The sequence below is a fragment of the Rhizobium sp. NFR07 genome (assembly GCF_900111905.1).
GTDB lineage: Bacteria > Pseudomonadota > Alphaproteobacteria > Rhizobiales > Rhizobiaceae > Neorhizobium.
This window is the reverse complement of the sequence record NZ_FOKM01000006.1, coordinates 136,889-159,130: the sequence shown is the minus strand read 5'-3', so window position 1 is coordinate 159,130 and position 22,242 is coordinate 136,889. Positions and strand designations below refer to the sequence as shown.

Genomic DNA, 22,242 nt, shown 5'->3' with positions numbered 1-22,242 from the left:
AAAGCGGGGATGATCCCCGTAAGCTTGGACGGCGGCGAATGACTTCAGACAATCTCAGTAGCGAGGACAGAATCCGCGAGGAGGCTGCTGCGTGGCTTTTGGAACTCAATGGCCCGCACTGTCGTGACGACGCGTTCGAACGTTGGTTGATGACCTCGCCGCAACACATGGATGCCTGGGCCGACATTCAGGCCATGTGGGGGATGCTGGAGGCCGCAGAGCCTCACTACCAGCGTCTGACAACGCCTCGCGCGGTTCTCCCAGGTGCTCCTGACCTCAAGCCGCATGCGCGGCGTCGGCCCGGATGGCAGAAATCTGGCTTCAGGATTGCAGCCGGGACGGTAGCCGCAGCCATTCTTGGGCTTGCCGCCTTTGCCGTCGTGCCGGGCTTCATGATCCGATGGCAGGCCGACTACAAAACGTCCACCGCAGAAAGCCGCAGTGTGACGCTGGAGGACGGAAGCATTGTGCAGCTCGGTGCGGACAGTGCGATCCGGGTCGATTTCTCGGCTGGCGAGCGCCATGTCGAACTGCTGGCGGGTGAGGCTTTCTTCACCGTCACCCATAATACGGCGCGGCCCTTTGTCGTGGACGCGCAAGGTCTCGATGTTCGGGTCGTGGGCACTGAATTCGATGTAAAACTCGATGATCTTGCAACACGGGTTTCACTTGCCAGCGGGGCTGTGAATGCGTCTTTGAGCGGCGACGCCGGTCCCACACAGGCGCTTGTTCCGGGAGAGCAGCTGACAGTCGAGCGCCGGACCGGCAAGATGAGCATCGAGCGGATCGCAACCGATGATATCGGCATCTGGCGCAGCGGTCGGCTTTTTGTCGTGAATGCCAGCGTCGCCGAGGTGATCGAGAGCATCCAGCGCTATCATCCCGCCTGGATATCGGTACCGGATCGTGATCTTTCGCAGACCCGCGTTACCGGGATCTATGATCTGTCGGACCCTGATCAGGCGCTCGTAGCGCTTGTCAGCCCGTTTGGCGGCAAAGTCCATCACATCGCTGGCTTCGGTCGGGTGATCGCGCGCTTCTAACGTGCGCTGACGCTTGCCGTAATCTTTTTTCAAGAATCTTCGAAAAAATCCGGAAAAAATCATGACTACGTTTGTCTAGATTTCAGGGCTTCCTCTGAAGCCTTGAAATTGGGGACAAAGGGACACGATGAGAGTGTGGGTATCGGGGGCGAGCCGTCGGGCGCGTATCGCCAGGAGTTTGTTTGCGACAACGGCGCTGGTCGCGCTTCAGTTTGGCGGTTTTGACTATGCATATGCCCAACAGGCGCCGGCTAGGCAGAGCGCTACCATGCGCCAGGCCAGGGCATACGATATTCCGGCACTCCCCGTGGCCAGCGCGATCAGCACCTTCAACAGGCAGTCAGGCATTCAGGTCAGTCTCCCGGCCGGTGCCGGCGCGAACGTGACCACAAGGCCCATTCGCGGCAACTACACCGCAGCCGAGGCTCTGAGGCTGATGCTCGAAGGCACCGGCGTCACCTACAGTTTCGGTCAGGCCGGTGAGGCCATCCTGAATTCCGAGGGTGCCGCGGCCGGTGGCGATGGGACGGCGCTGGATCCGATCGTCCTTCGTCGCGGTCGCTTGGGGCGCGGGTATCAGGGGACGCCGGACGAGGTCTACGAGACGCCCGCCGCCGTAAGCATCGTCACCCGTCAGGCGATCGAGAACACACCGGCCGCGCGCAGTGCTGCGGATGTGCTCGATACTGTGTCGGGCTTGATCACCAATCGCGCCGAGGGCCAGAAACCGGGCATTGCCATCAATCTGCGCGGGCTGCAGGATATGGGGCGCGTGACGACCAGCATTGACGGCGCCCGACAGAATTTTCAACGCTCCGGCCATGGCGGCTATCAGCAGATCCTGGTCGATACCGCCTTCATCCGTGAAATCGATATCGAAAAGGGCGGTGTCGACGGTGTCGGCGGCGCGGGCTCTCTTGGCGGCGCTGTGGACTTCCGTACCGTCAGCGCGGATGATCTCTTGGAGGACGGCAAGAATTTCGGCGGCGAGGTCCAGACCGAAACCGGCACCAACGCATACGATTTCGTTGGTTCGGCGGTCGGTGCGATACGATTTTCCGATACGTTCTCGCTCGTCGGCGGCGTCGCCAAGCGCAAGATCGGTGACTACGATGTTGGCCGCCGTGGCCGCCCGGACGATTTGCCGGACCAGACCGTGGTTGACGACAGCGTTCTCTTCTCCTCCCGTGAAACACTCAACACGCTTCTTAAAGCGGAGTGGGATATCACCGATGATCTGAGCTTCACCGGCTCTTGGATGCATTATAAAGGCGATGGGGCGACTGGCGGCAATGGTTTACGCACCAATGACCAAGGCTACCTCAACGACACGTTCACGGCGACATTCGAATTCGATCCGGAATCCGAACTCATCGATGCCCGGTTAAAGCTCTGGTACAACGACACGTCCAATGACGAGTCCCGCGAATACGTCGATATAGACACCGGGAGCAGCTATTTCGAGGATTATTCCTACGGGATGAAAAGCTTCGGCGGCAGCTTGGAGAATACCAGCTGGTTCAACCTGCCGGTCGGTGAATTGGCCTGGCATTACGGGGTAGAGGCCTACCAGGACAATGGCGAGACGGAAAGCCTGACGCCGCCGGCGGTCGACCAGGGATTCGACGGAGGCTGGGGACTGGTCGGCGCGAATGCGCCCGGCAAGCGATGGGTCGCGAGCGCCTTTACCAGCGCCACGCTGCAGCATGAGGATTGGCTTACTCTCACCGGCGGTCTTCGCTACGACCACTACCGTCTGTGGGGTTCGACCCTGGTGCAGAACCGGAGGACGGTCAACAACCCGCCCAGCAACTGCCAGCAATGGGCGGATATCGATAGCGACGGCACGCCCGATACAAACGGCATCTATATAAATGAGACGACGGGCGTCATTATCGACGGTGGACAGCCTAATCCTGGACCAGGCTTCCTATACATTCCGGCCGAGTGCTGGTCGTGGGGAGATCCCGGCGGACCGGCGCAGGTTATCGATGCGATCCCGGTCGATGTCGATCAGTCTGATGGTGCCTGGCTTCCTTCGGCAACGATCGCGGTCAAGCCTGTCGAATGGCTGCAGCCGTTCGTAAGTTACTCACGCAGCTACAGGCCTCCGGCCGTATTCGAAGCACTCCTCTCCGGTGGCCATCCGGGACTGCCTTTCGAGAACGCGCCGTACCCATATTTACGGCCCGAGCGCGGCGAGACTTGGGAGCTTGGCGTCAATATCGCCCAGGACGGCATATTTACGTCAGGCGATGCCTTTCGCATGAAGGCTGTCTACTTCAGGCGAGACATCAAGGACTACATTTCTCAAGGCTACAATTACTACGACCCCATAGGCCGGGATCAATCCTACATCATGTCGGTCAATCTGGATGGAACGACCAAGATGCGGGGGCTGGAGATTGAAGCCAACTATGATGCCGGTTCCTTCTACGTCGGTGGCTCCTACACCTATATCGATACCGATTGGGCCGACAGCTATACGCCAATACAAAATCCGGACGCAGGCGGTATCGACAGCACGCCGGATCCTACCATCCTGTACCTGCCACCAAGGGAAAAATTGACGATCGATGCGGGTGTACGGCTTTTTGACGAACGCCTGGTGCTCGGTGCGCGCCTGAACCATGTGAGTGAGACCGCGACCGGCTTCGGCCAGTTGAGTGGCTACACCAACGCGACCTACACGACCTACGACCTCTACGGTTCCTTCGACGTGACACCGCAGGCCAAGCTCCGTTTCGGCATCTCCAATCTGACCGACGAGTTCTATGTGCCGTCGCTCGGCATCGAATCCTATCCCGCACCGGGGCGTACCTACACGGCATCACTGAAAATGAGGTTCTGACGACATTGGCGCCGGTCTTGCCGGCCGGCGCAAACGAGCGTTCGCGGGCACTAGGGAGCCGCGAAAACGAGGTTTGCCGCCGAGGCAAACAATAGTGCAAACCAAGGAGATGAACATGGTTGCGACTATCAATCTGACACTGACCAATCGTGATATGGTCAGCTATTTCAACAATTGGACGGCCAATTTCGGCTATGAAGGCAATGGCGCGTTCAGCCCCAGCTTTGCTGCGGCTACGCAATGGTCTGCCGGCAATACCGAGGGCACGACCAATACCGGCGTCATCATGAACGGCAACTTCGCCTACGTTCCGCCAGGTGGGTTTACCGGCTCCGTCAACAACCTGCAGTTCGGAACGGATCTCAACGGCTCCGTCCTGACCGGTTACAGCCTGGCTTCAACGGGCCTCACCGTGCAGCTCGGCGATGCCCCGAATGCAACGTTTACGGGCGCCATCTACTCGCTTTCGCATGGTGGCAGCTTCACCGGCATCACGTCGGCAAGCGGCAACGCACAGCCGGGCCTCTACGACTACTTCGGTGAAGTCGGCACGGTGCAGAATGGTACGACCCTTGCCGACACGCTCTACAGCTTCGACGGCAATGATACGCTGAACGGTGGCGCTGGCCGCGATCGCTTCATCTTCGATCGCGATATCGACGGTGCGCTGTCCTCCACGATTGGCAACGATACGGTCACCGGCTTTACGGCGGGCGCCAACGGCGATTACCTGATCTTCGCCCTGCAGAGCACGGCCTTCGACACCTTTGCGGAAGTTTATGCCGCCTCGTCCCAGGTCGGCGCCAACACCGTGATCGATCTTGGTTCGCTTGGCGAAATCACGCTCGCCAACGTGACCAGGACCAATCTGGTTGCCGGCAACTTCGAATTCGTCGCTTGAACCCACGGTTTCGAAACTTGTTCGGTTTTTCCCAACAGGCGCCGTCGCAGCTCAACGCTGCGACGGTCGTCCCGGCCTCCAGACTGGCTATCCTCGCGATAGCCCTGATCAGCGGCGTTGTAAACGTTCTGGCACTGACCTCGCCGCTGTTCATGCTCCAGGTCTATGACCGCGTACTGGCAAGCGGCAGCGTGCCGACGCTTGTCGGGCTGGCGATCCTCACCGCCGGCCTCTTTGCCGTGCAATGCGTGCTCGACGTCATTCGTGCGCGTGTTCTCCTGCGCGTCGGCGAGCGTCTTGATCGGCGCCTCTCCGATCATGTCTTTCAGGCCGTCGTGCGGCTGCCGCTGATCACGCGTATGCCGGGAGACGGGCTGCAGCCTTTACGTGACCTCGACAATGCCCGTGGCTTCCTTGGGAGCCAGGGACCGACCGCTTTCTTTGATCTGCCCTGGATGCCGCTCTATCTCGGCATCTGCTTCCTGTTTCATGTCTGGATCGGTATCACTGCGTTTGTCGGGGCCCTGATCCTGATTGCGCTGACACTCATCACCAATTCGCTTTCGCAAAAGCCGGCACGGGACATAGCCCAGTCCAACGCCGTCCGCAGCGGCGGGCTGGAGGCTGCTCGGCGCAATGCGGAAGTCATCGCATCCATGGGGTTGGGAAGGCGCCTGGCTGCGCAATGGCAGACGTCGAACTCCGCCTATCTCGGAGCCAATCGACGCGCCGGCGACGTCGCAGCGACGCTTGGCGGCATTTCCAGATCGATGCGTCTCGTCATCCAGTCGGCGATGCTTGGCGTCGGCGCCTGGCTGGTTATCCGCCAGGAGGTGACGGCCGGGGTGATGATCGCAAGCTCGATCATGATGGGGCGGGCGCTCGCGCCGGTCGATCTGGCGATATCGAGCTGGAAACCGTTTCTGATGGCGCGGCAGAGCATGACCCGTCTCGAGGCGCTGCTGGCAAAAATGCCGCCTGTGGTGCCCTCGATGCTTCTACCTTCGCCGGTGCGGGAGTTGCGGGTGGAGAGCGCCACGATCGTTCCGCCCGGTTCGACCAGGCCATCGGTCGTCGGCATCCAGTTCGCGGTGTCTGCCGGTAGCGCACTGGGTGTGATCGGCCCATCGGGTTCCGGCAAATCGACCCTGTCACGCATCCTGGTCGGCGCGTGGTCTCCGGCCGTCGGGAAAGTCCGGCTTGACGGTGCCAGCCTGGAACAATGGGATCGCGAGCTCCTGGGGGGCCACATCGGCTATCTGCCGCAAGGCGTGGAACTTTTCGATGGCAGTATCGCGCAGAACATTGCCCGCTTCGAGGACGATGCTGATCCAGAAGCGATTGTCGAGGCTGCCCGTGCCGCCGGCGCTCATGAACTCATCCTGCGTTTCGAATTGGGCTACGAGACACAGATCGGCGAGGCGGGATCGGCGCTTTCTGCCGGACAACGGCAGCGAATTGGTCTTGCGCGGGCACTCTATCGCAATCCTTTCCTGGTCGTGCTCGACGAGCCGAATGCCAATCTCGACACGGACGGTGAGGCGGCGGTTGTGAAGGCGATTGCCTCGGTGCGCGAGCGCGGCGGCATTGCCGTCATCGTCGCGCATCGGCCGAGCGCCATCGCGGCCTGCGACATGGTCTTGATGATGGATGGCGGACAGATGAAGGCGTTCGGCCCTCGGGACGCCGTGCTCGCCGCGGTCTTGAAGAAGGAAGCGCCCGCTGCCTCGCAGGGCTTCAGCGTGACGGGACAGGGCGTGGTTCCGCTGCGCGTGGTGGCCAATCTGGAGGCGGGTACCAAGGGAGCAAGCCATGATGCACGATCGGAATGACAAGACGCCGGGCAGTGAGCTCGAATACGGGGTATCCCGTTCCATCCGCAGGCACCTCCTGGCCGGCGTATTTTCCTGCATTGTCCTAGTTGGTGGCGGAACGACCTGGGCGGCCACCACCAGCCTCGCCGGTGCGGTCGTCGCAGGCGGGCATTTCGTCGTCGATAGCTACGTCAAGAAGGTTCAGCACCCTACCGGTGGTGTGGTCGGCGAAATTGCGGTTCGCGAAGGTGCCGCGGTGCATGCCGGCGATATCGTCATGCGGCTCGACGCCACCCAGACCCGAGCCAGCCTCGCCATCGTCACGCGACGCATCGACGAGCTGACGGCACGCCTGGCGCGGCTCGAGGCGGAACGCGACGATCTTGAAGTGGTCGGCTTCCCCGATTGGCTTGTCGAGCGGCAGGATAATCCTGACGTTGCGGCCGCATTGCGCAGCGAAACGCGGCTGTTCGAATTTCGCCGACAATCGAGGGCGGGGCACAAGGCTCAGCTCCGCGAGCGCATCACCCAATTCGAACACGAAATCCGCGGCCTGAAGGCGCAGGAAGATGCGTTCCAGCAGGGCATAGAGGTTCTCGACAAGGAAATCGCCGCACTTTCATCGCTTCGCATGCAGGGCATCGTCTCGGACCAGCGGCTCAACGGCCTCAAGACACAGGTTGCTACTTTCGGCGGCGAGCGCGGTGAGAAGATCGCCTTCCAGGCGCAGGCATCGGGCCGCATTTCCGAAACAAGGCTGCAGATCCTGCAGATCGACCAGGATCTCAAGGCGGAGGTGGGGAAGGAACTACGCGAGGTTCAGGCGCAACTCGGCGAATTCATCGAGCGCCGGGTCGCCGCCGAGGATGAATTGAAACGGATCGATATCGTCGCGCCGCAGTCCGGTACGGTGCACCAGCTTGCCGTCCACACAGTGGGTGGCGTCGTTTCCCCAGCCGATCCGATCATGCTGATCGTGCCGGAAGGAGACGATCTGGCGCTGGAGGTGCAAGTGCTGCCGAAGGATATCGATCAGATCCATCTTGGCCAACCCGCCGTCCTGCGCATGTCGGCCTTCAGCCTGCGCACGACGCCAGAACTCAATGCGCATGTCACGCGGGTGGCGGCGGACCTGACGACGGACCAGCGGTCGGGAGCGTCCTATTACCTGATCCGGCTCTCGGTTGCGGCCCATGAAGTGGCAAAGCTTGGCGAACTGAAACTGGTTCCCGGAATGCCCGCCGAGGCGCTTATCCAGACGGGTGAGCGTAGTGCGCTGTCCTATCTGATGAAGCCGTTGTCGGACCAGGTCAGCCACGCCTTTCGCGAGGAGTAATCGGCGGGCGGAGATCCGCTTTTCATCCGGTCAGGCTGCCTCACCGCGCAACCGTAACACATCCTTTGAAGGTGGCAGACCGAACTGACGGGCGTATTCGCGGCTGAACTGGTTCGGGCTTTCGTATCCGACCCCGAAGGCCACCGATGTCGCATTGCCTTCGCCAGCCATCAGAAGCGTCCGCGCATGCAGCAGCCGGACTTGCTTCTGGTACTGGATCGGGCTCAGCGTCGTTACAGCCTTGAAGTGACGATGGAACGCAGAGACGCTCAAGGCCGCCATTTCCGCAAGCGCCTCAACTCGCAGAGGCCTTGCGAAGTTCTCTCGGATCCACTGGATCGCAATGCCGATCCGCGCAAGCGCCGCGTCCGGCGCTGCAATATCCCTCAGCATCCAACCCAGAGGCCCCTGCAGCACCCGGAACAGGATCTCTCGTTCGTAGGCGGGCGCGAGTGCGGCAATCTCGGCGGGCTGACCCATCAGCCGAAGCATGCGCACCCAGGCATCGAGAAGCTCGTCGCTGACCGGAGCGATCGAGAAGCCTGAGCTGAACGGCCTGCTGCTAGTCTGCTCGGGCAGGTCGCTGATGAGCTTTGCGACCGTCGGTGGATGAAGCGTCAGGCTGACCGCCAGATACGGCTCCCCCGTGGCCGACGGATGTACCGCACCCACCGCCGGAAGATCGACCGACATGACGAAATAGGTGGCAGGATTGTAGGCCAAAGTCCGTTCGCCGACCGTCATCGTTTTCGAACCGGTCAGGATCAGGTTGATCATCGGCTCGTAGACGGCCGAGAGCCGATGCCGCGGAATCTCTCCCTGCACCATCGCCACGCGGGGAATGCCTGTGTCCGTCCGGCGATTTTCGGCCGGCGAGGCGAGATGGCGCAGTTCCTGAAGTTGCTTCTCCATGGCAGCGACCGTGACAGGCCGAAGGCTGCATCGCAAGAGCGAAGCAGAAATAGGCAAGTTTCAGAGAGGAATGGGTGAGCGCTGAAGACCGCTCAATTCTAGCTTCAAGTCTCCCCGACTATGGAAGGAATGAAAAGTGAAGATCGTCATCGTCACCGGTGGTAGCCGAGGCCTTGGAGCAAGCACCGCGATCGAATGCGCCCGCAAAGGCATGGGCGTCATCATCACCTACAACAGCAATCTCGAAAAGGCCGACGAGGTCGTGAGAACGATCGTCGAGAACGGCGGCCAGGCTGTCGCACTGAAGCTTGACGTCGGCGATGTCGGCTCGTTTGCGGGGTTTCATGAGGCTGTCGCCGCACAGCTTCGCTTCGTCTGGCGCCGCGGCGATTTCGACTATCTCGTCAACAATGCCGGATACGGCCTCTTCAATCCGATCGCCAGTGTAACGGAAGAGCAGTTCGACGGGCTGTTCAACGTCCATCTCAAAGGGCCGTTCTTTCTGACCCAGATAATGCTGCCGCTGATGGCGGACGGCGGCCAGATCATCAACATCACCAGTGCCACGTCGCGCGTGGCCACGGCCGGCATCGCGCCCTATGCCGCCTTCAAGGGTGGTCTCGAAGTCCTGACCCGCTACATGGCAAAGGAGTTCGGTGACCGGCGAATTCGGGCGAACTCGATAGCGCCGGGCGCTATCCGAACCGAACTGGCCGGCGGCCTCAACGACGAGTTCGAAATGATGCTCGCTGGCCAGACTGCGCTTGGTCGGGTGGGGGAGCCCGAAGAGATCGGTGGCGTCGTCGCCAGCCTTCTGTCCGGTGAAAACCGCTGGATCAATGCCCAGAACATCGAGGTTGCGGGCGGTTACATCATCTAAAGCAGGGAGGAAAGCATGATCGATCACGTTTTCATTTCCGTCCGCGATGTCACTCGCTCGATCGCCTTCTACGAGGCGGCGCTCCGGCCCCTCGGGATCACCCACGTGCTCGACTACGACGGAAAGGACGGTCCATCTGGCCATCCGGACCTGAAGGGTTTCGGGGCGGACGGTAGGGTGTTCTTCTGGCTCCGGGAAGGTGTCGTTGACGGACGCGCCGCCCATGTCGGCTTCGTCGCCAAAGGCCCCCATCAGGTCGATGCCGCCTTTATCGCCGCCATGGCAGCGGGCGCGTCAGAAATTCATCCGCCCGGAGCGCAGCTCCATTACGACCCACGTTACTACGCCGCGCAGGTTCGCGACCCTGACGGCTACAGCCTCGAATTCGTCTACAAGGAATGGCAGCACTGACATGACAAAGCTGATGATCTACGGCGCGACCGGCTATACCGGCCGCATGACGGCGGAACATGCGAGGGCGGCGGGCACGCCTCTCGTTCTCGCAGGCCGCAGCAAGGACACCCTCTCAGGGCTTGCCGCCGAACTTGGCGTTGAACACCGGGTGTTCGGCCTTTCCGACAACGGGGAGATCGACGAGGGCCTTGCAGACATTTCGGCCCTCCTGAATTGCGCGGGACCGTTTCTGCGCACCGCCGAACCTCTCATGCGGGCGGCAATCCGCAATCGAGTCCACTATCTCGACACGGCTGCCGAACTCGATAGCTATCGCCTGTCAGAAGCTTTGGACGATGAGGCGAAGGCGGCGGGAACAATGCTGATGCCGGGCGGTGGCGGAAGCGTCGCAATGCTCGGCATTCTCGCCGGATACGCTGTCGGAAAGGTCAGCGACCCGCGCAAGATAGAGATCGCGCTGCGCGTCGCGGGCGGTCTTTCGCGCGGGTCGGCGATCAGCGCCGTGGAGAATGTGACCACCGAGACCCTGGCTCGTGTAGACGGGAAGCTTGTCGGCGTTCCGGCCGATGGCATCCGGAAGTTCGACTTCGGCAGGGGTGAGGTGGACTGTTTCCCTGTGACGCTTCCCGATCTCATCACGATTTGGCGGGCGACGGGCGTCCCCGACGTCGAGACGTTCGTTCAGGTGACGGGCTGGATTTCCGCAGGGCGATCTGTCCCTGCTTCCAGACGGGCCGAGCGAAGAGGACCGTCTTGCAAACCGATACCAGGCGGCCATCGAGGTCACCAACGCGGAAGGTCATGTGACACGCGCGCGTCTCGACACGGTCAACGGATACACCTTCACGGCGATGGCCGCGGCCGAGGCCGGCCGGCGCGTATTGAAAGGAGAATTTCGTCCCGGCTTCCATGCGCCGGCAGCGCTGTTCGGCAGCGATTTCGCGCAGACGATCGCCAACACCACGATTATTGATGTCTAGGGAGCGTAGCAATATGCAGGAGATCATCCAGCTCTTCATCGAGAAGGCCAATGCCTTCGATGTCGAAGAGGCTCTAACCCTGTTTGCTCCCGACTCCGTCATCGATGATGCTTCGGTCGGCGACGCCTTTCTTGGCAGAGATGGCGTCCGTCAGTACCTCGATCGGTTTTTCGTCGGTTACAACACCAGGAGCGAGTTGTTGTCTCTGGAGGAACTGGACGGCTTCCGGTCGAGCGTCCGGCTGGATTTCACAGGCGACTTCGGCCATGAGATCGGCATCCTCGACATCACGATCAACGCGGATAACCTGATCCAGCGCGTTGACGCGGATCTGGAATAGCGGAGCCAGCGACGGTCCAGCCAAGTCGTGACATCGGCACCGAGGGCGCCGATGTCACGATTGAAGAGGAGCTGAGCTTAGCGGATGAAATCAGGCAGATCCGCGCGATACCCATTCCTCGGAAATTTTCTGAGCGGATGGTGGTTGTCACGGCCTGGCGCGGGCTCCCCCAACCCGATCTGTCAGAACCTCACTCGTGCTTGATCATGACATGCCGTACCGCGGTATAGTCCTCCAGCGCATAGGCCGACATGTCCTTGCCATAGCCGGACTGCTTCAATCCGCCATGCGGCATCTCGTTGACGAGCATGAAATGGGTGTTGATCCAGGTGCAGCCATATTGCAGCTGTGCGGCGGTTTTCATGCCGCGGCCGATATCCTTGGTCCAGACGGAAGAGGCCAGGCCATAGTCGCTGTCGTTTGCCCAGGTTACCGCGTCCTCGACATCGGAAAACCGGGTGACCGAAACGACCGGGCCGAAGACTTCGCGGCGGACGATCTCGTCATCCTGCGTGGCGCCTGTGATCAGTGTCGGCGTGAAGAAGAACCCCTTGTCGCCAGCCGTCTTGCCGCCGGTGGTGATCTCCATGTGCTTGTGTTCCGAAGCGCGCGCGACAAAACTTTCGACACGGTCGCGCTGGCGCTTCGAGATCAACGGGCCGATCTCGTTTTCGGTGTCGTCCGCCTGGTTGAACTTGATGCTGGATACCGCGTCGGTGAGATCGGCGACGAAATTGTCGTAGACCTTGGAATGCGCGTAGATGCGGCAGGCGGCGGTGCAATCCTGGCCGGCATTGTAATAGCCGAAGGTGCGAATACCGGCGACGACGGCTTCGATATCGGCATCGTTGAAGACGATCACTGGAGCCTTGCCGCCGAGTTCCAGATGCGTGCGCTTGACCGTCCTGGCAGCAGCGGCCAGCACTTTCTTGCCGGTCGCAACATCGCCGGTGATTGACACCATGGATATCTTCGGATGGTTGATCAGCGCATTGCCGACGCTCTCGCCACGTCCGAGCACGACATTCACCACGCCTTCGGGCAGGATTCCCGAGAGCAGTTTCGCCATTTTGAGCGCGGTGAGCGGCGTTTGCTCCGAAGGCTTGAAGACGACTGTGTTGCCGCCGGCGATCGCCGGAGCGAGCTTCCATGCCATCATCATCAACGGGTAGTTCCAGGGCGCGATCGAGCCCACGACGCCGATCGGATCGCGGCGGATCATCGATGTGTGGTTGGGCATGTATTCGCCGGCGACCGGACCGTGGAGATTGCGCACTGCGCCGGCAAAGAAACGGTAGCAGTCGACGATCGCAGGGATTTCATCGTTCAGCACGGCATTGATCGGCTTGCCGCAATTCAGCGCCTCGAGCGTGGCGAAAGCTTCCGCATCCCTCTCGATCGCATCGGCGATCTTCAGCAGATAGGCCGAGCGTTCGCCCGGCGTGGTACGCGCCCACGAGATGAACGCCTTTTCGGCCGCATCGACGGCGGCATCTATCTGGGAAAGCGAAGCTTCGGGCAGGTCGAGCACCGTCTCGCCGGTCTTCGGATTGAGAATATGTTCTTCATTCTCCGTGCCGGCTTCGAAACGCGCGCCGATCAGCATCTCGGTATCCATCAGTGTCTCCCTTGTCATTTGTCGGACCCGGCGATCTGGTCGCCGTCGCGGGTGAGGTAATAAGCGGCCAGGATCGGCAGGAAGGTGACGATCACCACGATCATGGCGACGACATTGGTGACCGGCCGCTGGCGTGGGCGGATCAGTTCCTCAAGCATCCAGATCGGCAGGGTCGATTGCTGGCCGCCGGTGAATGTCGTGACGATCACCTCGTCGAAGGACAGCGCGAAGGCCAGCATTCCGCCGGCAAGCAGCGCCGTGCCGATATTCGGCAGGATGATATGGCGGAAGGTCTGGAAACCGTCCGCGCCGAGATCCATCGATGCCTCGATAAGCGAGCCGGAGGTGCGGCGGAAACGAGCGACCGCATTGTTGTAGACGACCACGACGCAGAAGGTCGCGTGGCCGAGCACGATCGTCCAGACGGAGAAGGGGACGTCCATCAGGCTGAAGGCGGAGCGCAGAGCAATGCCGGTGATGATGCCCGGCAGCGCGATCGGCAGGATGACGAGAAGTGAGATCGCCTCGCGGCCGAAAAAGCGTGTCTGGCTGACGGCGGCGGCGCAGAGCGTGCCAAGCACAAGCGCAATGGCCGTCGCGATACAGGCGACCTGCACCGAGAGGCCAAGTGCCGCCCAGACATCGGGCCGGTTCCAGGCGATGCCGAACCATTTCAATGTCAGGCCAGGCGGTGGCCATTGATAGCTCTTCTCCTCCGTCGTGAAGGCATAGACGAAGATCAGCAGGATCGGCAGATGCAGGAAAAGCAGGCCGAAAGCGGCCGCAATCTTCAGGGACAGGGGAGCGCGCGAGCCGCGGTCAGAGCGCATCGAAAGCCCCCATGCGTTTGGCAAGCCAGAGATAGATGCCCATGATCACGATTGGCACGACGGAGAAGGCGGCCGCCAGCGGCACGTTTCCGGCCGTTCCCTGCAGGGCATAGACCGCCTGGCCGATGAAGAGGCGCGATGAGCCGATGATCTGCGGAATGATGTAGTCGCCGAGCGTCAGCGAGAAGGTGAAGATCGAGCCGGCGATGATGCCCGGTAGGGCGAGCGGAAAAAGCACGGTGCGAAAGGTCTGGCGCGGGGTGGCGCCGAGATCGGCCGAGGCCTCGACAAGATTGCCGGCCACCCGTTCGAGCGCTGCCTGTGTCGGCAGGATCATGTAGGGCAGCCAGATATAGACGAAGACGATGAAGGTGCCGAGATAGCTGACCGAAAGCGAATTGCCGCCGATGATCGGCAATGCAAGCAGGCCGTCCAGCAGCCAGGCCATATGAAACTTGGCGAAGAACCAGGTGACGATGCCTTCCTTGGCAAGAATGAGCTTCCAGGCATAGATCTTGACGAGATAGCTCGACCAGAGCGGCAGCATGACGCCGAGATAGAACAGCGCTTTCCATTTTCCCTGCGCATAACGGGCGGCGTAATAGGCGATGGGAAAGGCGATGAAGGCCGAGGCGATGGTGACCAGCGTCGCCATCAGCAAGGTGCGCAGGATGATGTCGAAATTGGCCGGGCTCAGGAGCTGGGCATATGTTGCCAGAGTGAACTCGTAGCTGACCATCCCGGAGAATTCGTCGATCGAGAAGAAGCTCTGCAGAAGCAGGGCTATCAGCGAGCCGATATAGATGATGCCGAGCCAGAGCAGCGGTGGGGTGAGCATCAGGAACAGAAGAAGTTTCGGGTGCCGCCAGAACGTATCTGACAGCGCGCCGGCCAATCCCCCGCGCCGTGGGAGGATTGATGTTCGCTGTGTCTCCATCCCGAGCATCGTCATGCCGCATCATCCAGGTAATGCAGATCTGCCGTCTGCCAGGCAACCCTCACCTTGGCGCCGATTGCGGGAACCGCCGTGCCGGCCGGCAGCATGACATGCAGTTTCAATCCGCCCATATCGACTGCGAGCCGTGTGGCGGCGCCGAGGAAACTGACATTCTCGACGGTCGCCTCTCCACCACTCTCCGAAAGCCTTATAGCTTCCGGCCTGAGGCTCGCCCAGCGGCTCTCGCCGCCAAGTGCCGCCATCCTGTCCGGAGGAATGACGTTGGACGAACCGACGAAGTCGGCGATGAATCGCGTCTTCGGTCGATTGTAGATATCCTGCGGCGTGCCATGCTGGACGATACCGCCATTGTTGAAGACGGCGACGCGGTCGGCCATGGACAAGGCCTCGCCCTGGTCGTGGGTGACGAAGACGAAGGTGATGCCGAGCGCCCGCTGCAGGGTTTTCAATTCCTCCTGCATCTGCTCGCGCAGCTTGAGATCCAGCGCCCCGAGTGGTTCGTCGAGCAGCAGGACCTTGGGCCGGTTGACCAGCGCCCGACGCCTTCGTTCTTGAAGTCGTCGATCTGGATCATCGCGTCGTGCCAGTAGCGGGAAACGAGCTGGCGCTGGCCGCGCAAGAGGTCGAGTGCCGCCTTGTACTGGTCCTCGTTCAGCTCATAGGGATCCTTGATGCCGAGATCCGGCTTGTGCGCCATCAGATAGAGGGCGGCGTCGGCGATGTAGATCGGCCCGTCATAGGCCTGGACGCGGCCTTTGTTGGATTTGCCATCGGGAAGCGTTTCCTCCTCGAACACGACCTTCCAGCTCGCCGGCGCCTTGTCCTTGAAAGCGTCGGTATTGTACATCAGGACGTTCGGCCCCCAGAGGTAGGGAGTGCCGTAATGCACGCCCTTGACGGTGTGCCAGGGAGCATCCTGCAGGCGTTTGTCGACAGTCTTGAAGCTCGGGATCAGGTCGGTGTTGATCGGCTGGACGCGCTTGCCGGCGACAAGCCTGAGCGATGCATCGCCGGACGCGGTAACGAGGTCAAAACCACCCTCGTTCATCAGCGCCACCATTTCGTCGGAGGTAGCGGCGGTCTTGACGGAAACCTTGCAGCCGGTCTCTTTCTCGAAATCGGTGACCCAGTCATAGGCCTTGTCCGTCTCGCCGCGCTCAATATAGCCGGCCCAGGCGACGATGCTGACGGCGCCTTCACCCTTTCCGAGTTCCTTCAGTGGTTCTGCGGCAACGACCTGCGTGACGAGACCGAAGCTCGCCAAAGTAACGGTGCATGCTTTCAAGAGATGCTTCATCGTCCGTCTCCCGGTTCGGTGCCGCTTTTGCGGCGTTTTGTTCCCGAACGAAAAGGTGACTTCCAAACGGTGTTTTCGCAAATTCATTTATCAGAAACGCGATATCGGAGTTTCCGATATCAGGCGGATGGAATGTGCGCCCGATTATCGAATTCGGCCGGAGCGCAGGTTCTCGGCAATGGCGACAAAGTCCCGTGCTGCTTGCGGCAGGCTCGACCCCTTTCGCCAGACCATGCCCACCTGCACGACAGGCAGCGATCCCGATACATCACGGCTTTCAATCCGGTCGCCTTCGAGCGACCACGGCCGATAGACGAGATCCGGCAGGAGTGCGACACCGGCACCGGTCGCGACAAGGCTGCGAACCGCCTCGACGGATCGGGTGCGGAAGGCGACATGCGGGCGTGCCCCGAGCGCGGCCAGGAGCTTGCCGGTGTTTTCCTCGATTTCGTCGACGGTGAGCATGATGAGCGGCTCGCGCGCGATGTCGGCAATGGAGATGATATCGGCGGAGACCAGCGGATGTCCAAGCGGAAGCCAAAGGCGGTAAGGAGAGGTCTCAAGGATTTCCGCCTGCAGGGCCATGCGGTCGCGCAGGTTCGAGATGACCATGACAGCCACGTCGAGCTCGCCACCGATCAGCAGATGTTCCAGATAGCTGCCATTATCCTCCATCGCACTCACCTCGACATTCGGGCAGGCGCGACGATAGCGCGCCAGCAGATCGGACAGCACATAGCCCGCGACCAGCGAGGTCACGCCGATATTCAGCGCGCCGGTCGGTCCATGTCTCTCGTCGGCGAAGTTGGTCTTGGCATCGGAAACCGCCGCCAGGATTTTGGTGGCGTGCCGCAGGAACTGATGTCCGTTATGCGTGATCGACAGGCCGCGTGGATGGCGCTCGAACAAGGCCATCCCGAGGTCGGCTTCCAGTTCCTTTATGGCCTCGGTGACGGAGGATTGCGAGATCGACAGGTTTTGCGCCGCGCGCGTGACCGAGCCTTGTTCGGCGACAGCCACGAAATACTGGATCTGACGGAGGGTGAAGGCCATGGTGAGCACGCCGCGCGAGAATGTCGATTGCGGCCAACTCGACCAAAAAGCGGACATAAACACAATCGGCAATGCTATCGCGGACCGACATTCTCTTCGGAAGAGAGCCACGATGTGCGTATAGTTGATGCCTCGGTCTCCTCGGACAGCTGTTGGCGCGCTGTCAGCTGCACAAGGCAATGCGGGTGCGACACCGAGCGTTGGCAGCTCTGCTGGCGCGAAGACCCATACCTCCAAGAATGGGATGCACGCATCCGCAAAATCAAATCTCGGCACGCCCGACCTGCGGGGCCCATGTTCGACTTCGTAATGCCGATGCCGATGCCGAGGCATGCCTCTTTCGTCGCAAGATCGCGATACAACAGGTTACAGTTTTCATCCGCCATGGCACACCTCTGCGACAAAGCGAGGCTAGCGTTGGAACCTGCCGTCTCCGCCGTAAAGCGAGGCGCACCGGTTTCCTGAGCTTTCCCTTCCGCTTTGAGGTGCTAAATATGGTCCGCCTGGGTTCTGATCTCCTTTCCCGTGTCGTTCTGCTCGTGCTGCTGTCGACATGGTTGGCGGGCTGCGAAGCTGACGCTCAACAGCCCGCTGCGAGAGTAAAGCCTCAGGTCAGCGCGCAGACCTTGCATCGGCAGGCCGTCACGTTGTCGGTGGAACTGCCCGGACGAACCAGCGCGCATCTCGTCGCGGAGGTCCGGCCGCGCGTTACGGGTATCGTCCGGCAGCGAACCTTCGAAGAGGGCGGGATCGTCGAGGCAGGTGACGTACTTTACGAACTTGATCCCACCCCATTCGAAGCGGCCTACCGTAATGCTCAGGCAGCGTTGCAGCGCGCCGAAAGCGCGGTTCCCAGCGCGCGAGCGCGTTTCGAGCGCTATCAGACCCTGAGCGCCAACAATGCCGTCAGTCGCCAGGAATTCGACGAGGCTCAGACACAGATGCTTCAGGCTGAGGCAGATGTCGCGGCGGCCGAGTCGGCGCTGGAAACGGCGCGCATCGAACTCGACTATACCAAAGTCCGTGCACCGATCGCAGGACGCCTCGATGCATCGAACGTCACCCAGGGCGCGCTTGTGACCCAGGACCAGTCGCTCGCGCTGACGACCATTCGCCAGATGGACATCATCAATGTCGATCTTGTTCGCTCGAGCGCCAGCCTGCTTGCCCTGAACAAGGCACTGGCATCACAACGGGTGAAGTCAAATGGAGAGTTCGTATCCGTCGAGCTGCAGCTCGAGGATGGCACGCACTACCCGCATCCGGGCAAGTTGCAATTTCACGCGTCGGCCGTGTCCCAGTCGACCGGTATGGTCTCCCTGCGCGTCGTCTATCCAAACCCCGAAGGCGTTCTCCTTCCGGGTATGTATGTGCGCGCACTCGTAGAAGAAGGCTATGTGGAAGACAGTTTTCTCGTACCGCAGCGCGCCGTGTCGAGGACACCGCGTGGCGAAGCGACGGCAAGGTTCATCAATGACCAGATGAAGGTCGAGGAACGGGTCATCTCCGTCGATCGTAGCGTCGGCAACAGCTGGCTCGTCACGGGCGGGGTGCGGGATGGTGACCGAGTGGTTGTGGAAGGCGTGCAAAGGGCTGGGATCGGACAGGAGGTCGAGGTCAGCGAGGTCATCGTCGACGAGGATACGGGAGAGGTGCGGACCGCGGCAGCGCCCGACGCCCCGGCCGGCGGCCAGGGCGGTGATGCGCAGGTATCGATCCGGAACACCGTCAACCTTCAGTGAGTGAACAGCCATGTCACGCTTCTTTATCGATCGGCCGATCTTCGCCTTCGTTCTCGCCATGGCTGTCATGCTTGTCGGCGCTCTGTCGATCACAACACTGTCCATCTCGCAATATCCCCAGATTGCGCCGACTGCCGTGCGGATTACCGGAAACTATCCGGGAGCGGATGCGCAGACTGTCGAAGACTCGGTCACCAAGGTGATCGAGCAGGGCATGACCGGTATCGACCACCTCGACTATATCTCGTCCAACTCGACCTCGACCGGCGAGGCGTCCATCACGCTGACATTCACCAATGCCGCGGACCCGGACGTCGCCCAGATGCAGGTCCAGAACAACCTCCAGCTCGTCGAAGCCAGACTGCCGCAGGCGGTTCGCGATTCCGGCCTGGCAGTGTCCAAGTCGACGGCAAGCTTCTTCCTCATCGCCGCCTTCGTCTCGACCGATGATCGTTTCAGCGGAACCGATATCGCCGATTTCGTCGACACTTCGCTGATGGATGCGTTGCGTCGTGTGCCGGGGGTCGGGGAAGCGCAGCTTCTCGGTTCCAACAGATATGCCATGCGGATTTGGCTTGAGCCCGACAGGCTCGCCCAGCACGGGTTGATGGTGAGCGACGTCACGCAGGCGATAAGGGCGCAGAATACCCAGGTCTCCGCCGGACAGCTCGGGGCGCTGCCGCAACGTCAGGGACAACAGCTCAACGCGACCGTCACCGCGGGCAGCCGCCTGCAGACGAAGGAGCAGTTCGATGCGATCATCCTGGCGAGTGCAGCGGACGGTTCGGTCGTGCGTCTCGCCGACGTCGCGAACGTGGAGCTTGGCGCCGAAAGCTATACGACATCGGCTATCTATAGTGGCCACCCTGCCGCCGGTATCGGCTTTCGACTTGCAGCAGGCGCCAACGCGCTCGACGTTGCCGAGGCCGTGCGGTTAGAGATCGAGCAGCAGCGCGCCGGCTTCCCTGCAAATGTCGAGGTGCAATATCCTTTCGACACATCGCCTTTCGTTCGCCTGTCGATCGAAGGGGTTCTCGTCACCCTGGTCGAAGCGATCGTCCTCGTCTTCGTCGTCATGTACGTGTTCCTGCAGAACCTTCGCGCGACGATCATCCCGACATTGGCCGTACCTGTGGTCCTGCTGGGCACTTTCGGCGTGCTGGCCATGTTCGGCTATTCGATCAACACATTGACCATGTTCGGAATGGTGCTGGCCATCGGCCTTCTCGTAGATGATGCGATCGTCGTGGTGGAAAATGTCGAACGCGTGATGGAGGAGGACGGTCTTGGTCCTCGAGAGGCCACGATCAAATCCATGCGCGAGATCAGCGGCGCTCTCGTCGGCATCACCACTGTGCTGGCCGCCGTTTTCATACCCATGGCATTCTTCTCGGGTTCCGTCGGCATCATCTACCGGCAATTCTCGATCACGATTGTCTCCTCCATGGTCCTGTCGGTGCTGGTCGCCCTGATCCTGACGCCGGCGCTTTGCGCGACCATTCTCAGAAAGCCGCAGCACCACGCAAAGAGAGCGGCCCCATTCAGATGGTTCAACTCCGCCTTCGGCAGCTTTACCGGCTTCTATCAACGGACAACCGGATCGGTTCTACGGCGCAGCGGTCTCGCCCTTATCCTGTTCGCTGCCGTCTCCATCGCCACCGGTTTCATGTTCACCAGGCTCCCGTCCGCCTTTCTTCCAGAAGAGGATCAGGGGCGTCTGATCACGGCAATTCAGCTGCCGCCCGGCGCGACGGCCGACAGAACGCGGCGTGTGCTTGATCAGGTCATGGAACACTATCTGACTAACGAGCGCGATCATGTCGATGGCGTGTTCGGAAACGTCGGCTTCAGCTTTGCCGGCCAGGGCCAGAATGTCGCAACGGCCTTCGTCGCGCTCAAGGATTTCGACCAGCGTCAAACGCCGGAATCCTCCGCCCAGGCGATTGCCCAGAGAGCCATGCGTGCCTTCGGCACCATCGCCGATGCGCGTGTCGTTGCCCTTGCACCGCCCGCGATTCCCGGCTTTGGCAACAATAGCGGCTTCGACTTCTTCATCCGCGATACCGGCAACGCCGGTCATGTCGCGCTGATGGCAGCGCGCAATCAGCTGCTGGGGGCGGCGGCGCAGAACAGCCAGTTGACCGGCACGCGCCCCAACGGGCAGGACGACACGCCGCAATATTCGGTATCGATCGATCGTGCCCGGGCAAGCGCGCTCGGCATTCCCTTGGCCGATATCGATGCGACGCTCTCGACGGCGTGGGGCGGGACCTATGTGAACGACTTCGTCGACCGTGGGCGTGTCAAGCGCGTCTATGTCCAGTCGGATGCCGATTTCCGAATGCAGCCCCAGGACTTCGAGCGGTGGCATGTTCGTAACGACCAGAACGAGATGGTGCCGCTTTCGGCCTTCTCGACAGGGCAGTGGAATTTCGGTTCACCGCGGCTGGAACGATATAACGGCGTATCGGCAGTCCAGGTCCAGGGTGCGGCGGCCGCCGGCGTCAGCTCGGGGCAGGCAATGGCGGAAATCGATCGCATGATGGGCGAATTGCCGGATGGTTTCACCCATCAGTGGACGAGCCTTTCGGCGCAGGAGCAGCTGGCCGGCAATCAGGCGCTCCAGCTTTACGTGATCTCGGTGATCGTTGTTTTTCTGGCACTGGCCGCGCTCTATGAAAGCTGGACCATCCCGCTGTCGGTCATGCTTGCCGTGCCCGTCGGCATATTCGGCGCTCTCGCCGCCGCAACCCTGTTCGGGCAGGTGAACGACGTCTATTTCAAGGTCGGCCTCCTGACGACGATCGGGCTTGCGGCAAAGAACGCCATCCTCATCGTGGAATTCGCCACCGCCGAGCAGGCATCGGGCAAGACGCTCTTTGAAGCGACGGTGGAGGCGTCCCGCCAGCGCCTTCGGCCGATCCTGATGACATCATTTGCCTTCATCCTCGGTGTCCTGCCGCTTGCGATCGCGGAGGGAGCAGGTTCCGGCAGCCAGAACTCGATCGGCATCGGTGTCATGGGCGGAATGATATCCGCAACGGTGCTCGGCATCTTCTTCATCCCGGTGCTCTTCGTCGTGACCCGTCGGCTCTTTGGCGGAAATGCCGGAGCGTCCCGTGCTCTGCCGGCCGAAAGCGTGCCGGCAGAATAGGCTCGCGACACCCCCGGCAATGGCCGCGCCTGCATACGAGGGCGCGACGATCGCCGGAGTGCGAATATGTCCGGGTCGGGTAGATCCTGTGAAACTTTGATACACTTTTTCGCGTGCGG

The 22,242-nt window shown here is 61.2% G+C and carries 17 protein-coding genes and 3 pseudogenes; 12 read left to right on the top strand and 8 right to left on the bottom strand.

Features of this window, described 5'->3' with window-relative positions:
* The first annotated feature begins 38 nt into the window (after positions 1 to 38).
* The 5 genes from BM216_RS14515 (at position 39) to BM216_RS14495 (ending at position 7,945) form a co-directional block, all read left to right on the top strand.
* Positions 39 to 1,043, top strand: coding sequence for a FecR family protein (locus BM216_RS14515; RefSeq protein WP_092999903.1), 1,005 nt, complete (start codon positions 39 to 41; stop codon positions 1,041 to 1,043).
* Between the two features lie 268 nt (positions 1,044 to 1,311).
* The gene (locus BM216_RS14510) at positions 1,312 to 3,894 is read left to right on the top strand and encodes a TonB-dependent receptor (protein ID WP_177230794.1); all 2,583 of its coding nucleotides are present in this window, start codon (positions 1,312 to 1,314) and stop codon (positions 3,892 to 3,894) included.
* Between the two features lie 115 nt (positions 3,895 to 4,009).
* Positions 4,010 to 4,795: a hemolysin gene (locus BM216_RS14505; RefSeq protein WP_092999901.1), complete on the top strand. Its 786-nt coding sequence runs from the start codon at positions 4,010 to 4,012 to the stop codon at positions 4,793 to 4,795.
* Positions 4,796 to 4,812: 17 nt separating this feature from the next.
* On the top strand, positions 4,813 to 6,627 hold the full coding sequence (locus BM216_RS14500) for a type I secretion system permease/ATPase (RefSeq protein WP_092999900.1): 1,815 nt from the start codon (positions 4,813 to 4,815) through the stop codon (positions 6,625 to 6,627).
* Positions 6,608 to 7,945, top strand: a complete 1,338-nt coding sequence (locus BM216_RS14495) for an HlyD family type I secretion periplasmic adaptor subunit (RefSeq protein WP_244530179.1) — start codon at positions 6,608 to 6,610, stop codon at positions 7,943 to 7,945. Before BM216_RS14500 ends, BM216_RS14495 begins: the two co-directional genes overlap by 20 nt.
* Before the next feature lie 30 nt (positions 7,946 to 7,975).
* Here the strand turns inward: BM216_RS14495 and BM216_RS14490 are convergent, their stop codons facing one another.
* Positions 7,976 to 8,857, bottom strand: coding sequence for an AraC family transcriptional regulator (locus tag BM216_RS14490; RefSeq protein WP_092999899.1), 882 nt, complete (start codon positions 8,855 to 8,857; stop codon positions 7,976 to 7,978).
* Positions 8,858 to 8,993: 136 nt separating this feature from the next.
* Between BM216_RS14490 and BM216_RS14485 the strand changes: the two genes are divergently transcribed.
* From BM216_RS14485 to BM216_RS34640, 3 genes and pseudogenes are all read left to right on the top strand, one after another.
* Entirely contained in the window at positions 8,994 to 9,737 is a 744-nt protein-coding gene (locus BM216_RS14485; RefSeq protein WP_092999898.1) for an SDR family NAD(P)-dependent oxidoreductase, read from the top strand.
* 15 nt (positions 9,738 to 9,752) lie between these two features.
* A complete protein-coding gene (locus tag BM216_RS14480) occupies positions 9,753 to 10,148 on the top strand; it encodes a VOC family protein (RefSeq protein ID WP_092999897.1) in 396 nt (131 codons plus the stop codon).
* Between the two features lies 1 nt (position 10,149).
* Positions 10,150 to 10,455: pseudogene (locus BM216_RS34640) on the top strand (saccharopine dehydrogenase NADP-binding domain-containing protein); the annotation flags it as partial.
* Between the two features lie 15 nt (positions 10,456 to 10,470).
* Here the strand turns inward: BM216_RS34640 and BM216_RS34635 are convergent.
* Positions 10,471 to 10,929, bottom strand: coding sequence for a hypothetical protein (locus tag BM216_RS34635; protein WP_244530198.1), 459 nt, complete (start codon positions 10,927 to 10,929; stop codon positions 10,471 to 10,473).
* A 25-nt stretch (positions 10,930 to 10,954) separates the two neighbouring features.
* Between BM216_RS34635 and BM216_RS34630 the strand changes: the two genes are divergently transcribed.
* The gene (locus tag BM216_RS34630; protein ID WP_244530197.1) at positions 10,955 to 11,131 is read left to right on the top strand and encodes a hypothetical protein; all 177 of its coding nucleotides are present in this window, start codon (positions 10,955 to 10,957) and stop codon (positions 11,129 to 11,131) included.
* Between the two features lie 13 nt (positions 11,132 to 11,144).
* Entirely contained in the window at positions 11,145 to 11,471 is a 327-nt protein-coding gene (locus BM216_RS14470) for a nuclear transport factor 2 family protein (protein WP_092999896.1), read from the top strand.
* Positions 11,472 to 11,661: 190 nt separating this feature from the next.
* Here the strand turns inward: BM216_RS14470 and BM216_RS14465 are convergent, their stop codons facing one another.
* The 6 genes and pseudogenes from BM216_RS14465 to BM216_RS14440 form a co-directional block, all read right to left on the bottom strand.
* The gene (locus BM216_RS14465; RefSeq protein WP_092999895.1) at positions 11,662 to 13,089 is read right to left on the bottom strand and encodes a gamma-aminobutyraldehyde dehydrogenase; all 1,428 of its coding nucleotides are present in this window, start codon (positions 13,087 to 13,089) and stop codon (positions 11,662 to 11,664) included.
* Positions 13,090 to 13,103: 14 nt separating this feature from the next.
* Positions 13,104 to 13,919 carry an ABC transporter permease gene (locus BM216_RS14460; RefSeq protein WP_092999894.1) on the bottom strand — a complete coding sequence of 272 codons (816 nt, stop codon included), beginning with the start codon at positions 13,917 to 13,919 and terminating at the stop codon, positions 13,104 to 13,106.
* Positions 13,909 to 14,871 carry an ABC transporter permease gene (locus BM216_RS14455; RefSeq protein ID WP_092999893.1) on the bottom strand — a complete coding sequence of 321 codons (963 nt, stop codon included), beginning with the start codon at positions 14,869 to 14,871 and terminating at the stop codon, positions 13,909 to 13,911. The genes BM216_RS14460 and BM216_RS14455 overlap by 11 nt, the downstream gene beginning before the upstream one ends.
* Positions 14,868 to 15,416, bottom strand: a pseudogene (locus BM216_RS14450) (ABC transporter ATP-binding protein); the annotation flags it as partial. The pseudogene BM216_RS14450 and the gene BM216_RS14455, both read right to left, overlap by 4 nt.
* Positions 15,416 to 16,174 (bottom strand): annotated as a pseudogene (locus BM216_RS14445) (extracellular solute-binding protein); the annotation flags it as partial. The pseudogenes BM216_RS14450 and BM216_RS14445, both read right to left, overlap by 1 nt.
* Positions 16,175 to 16,318: 144 nt before the next feature.
* Positions 16,319 to 17,227, bottom strand: a complete 909-nt coding sequence (locus tag BM216_RS14440) for a LysR family transcriptional regulator (RefSeq protein WP_093000100.1) — start codon at positions 17,225 to 17,227, stop codon at positions 16,319 to 16,321.
* A gap of 494 nt (positions 17,228 to 17,721) precedes the next feature.
* Between BM216_RS14440 and BM216_RS14435 the strand changes: the two genes are divergently transcribed.
* Complete coding sequence (locus BM216_RS14435; RefSeq protein ID WP_092999892.1) at positions 17,722 to 18,969, top strand: efflux RND transporter periplasmic adaptor subunit; 1,248 nt, start codon at positions 17,722 to 17,724, stop codon at positions 18,967 to 18,969.
* Between the two features lie 10 nt (positions 18,970 to 18,979).
* Positions 18,980 to 22,123 (top strand): efflux RND transporter permease subunit, encoded by a 3,144-nt coding sequence (locus tag BM216_RS14430; RefSeq protein WP_092999891.1) that lies wholly within the window; start codon positions 18,980 to 18,982, stop codon positions 22,121 to 22,123.
* The last annotated feature ends 119 nt before the right edge of the window (positions 22,124 to 22,242 follow it).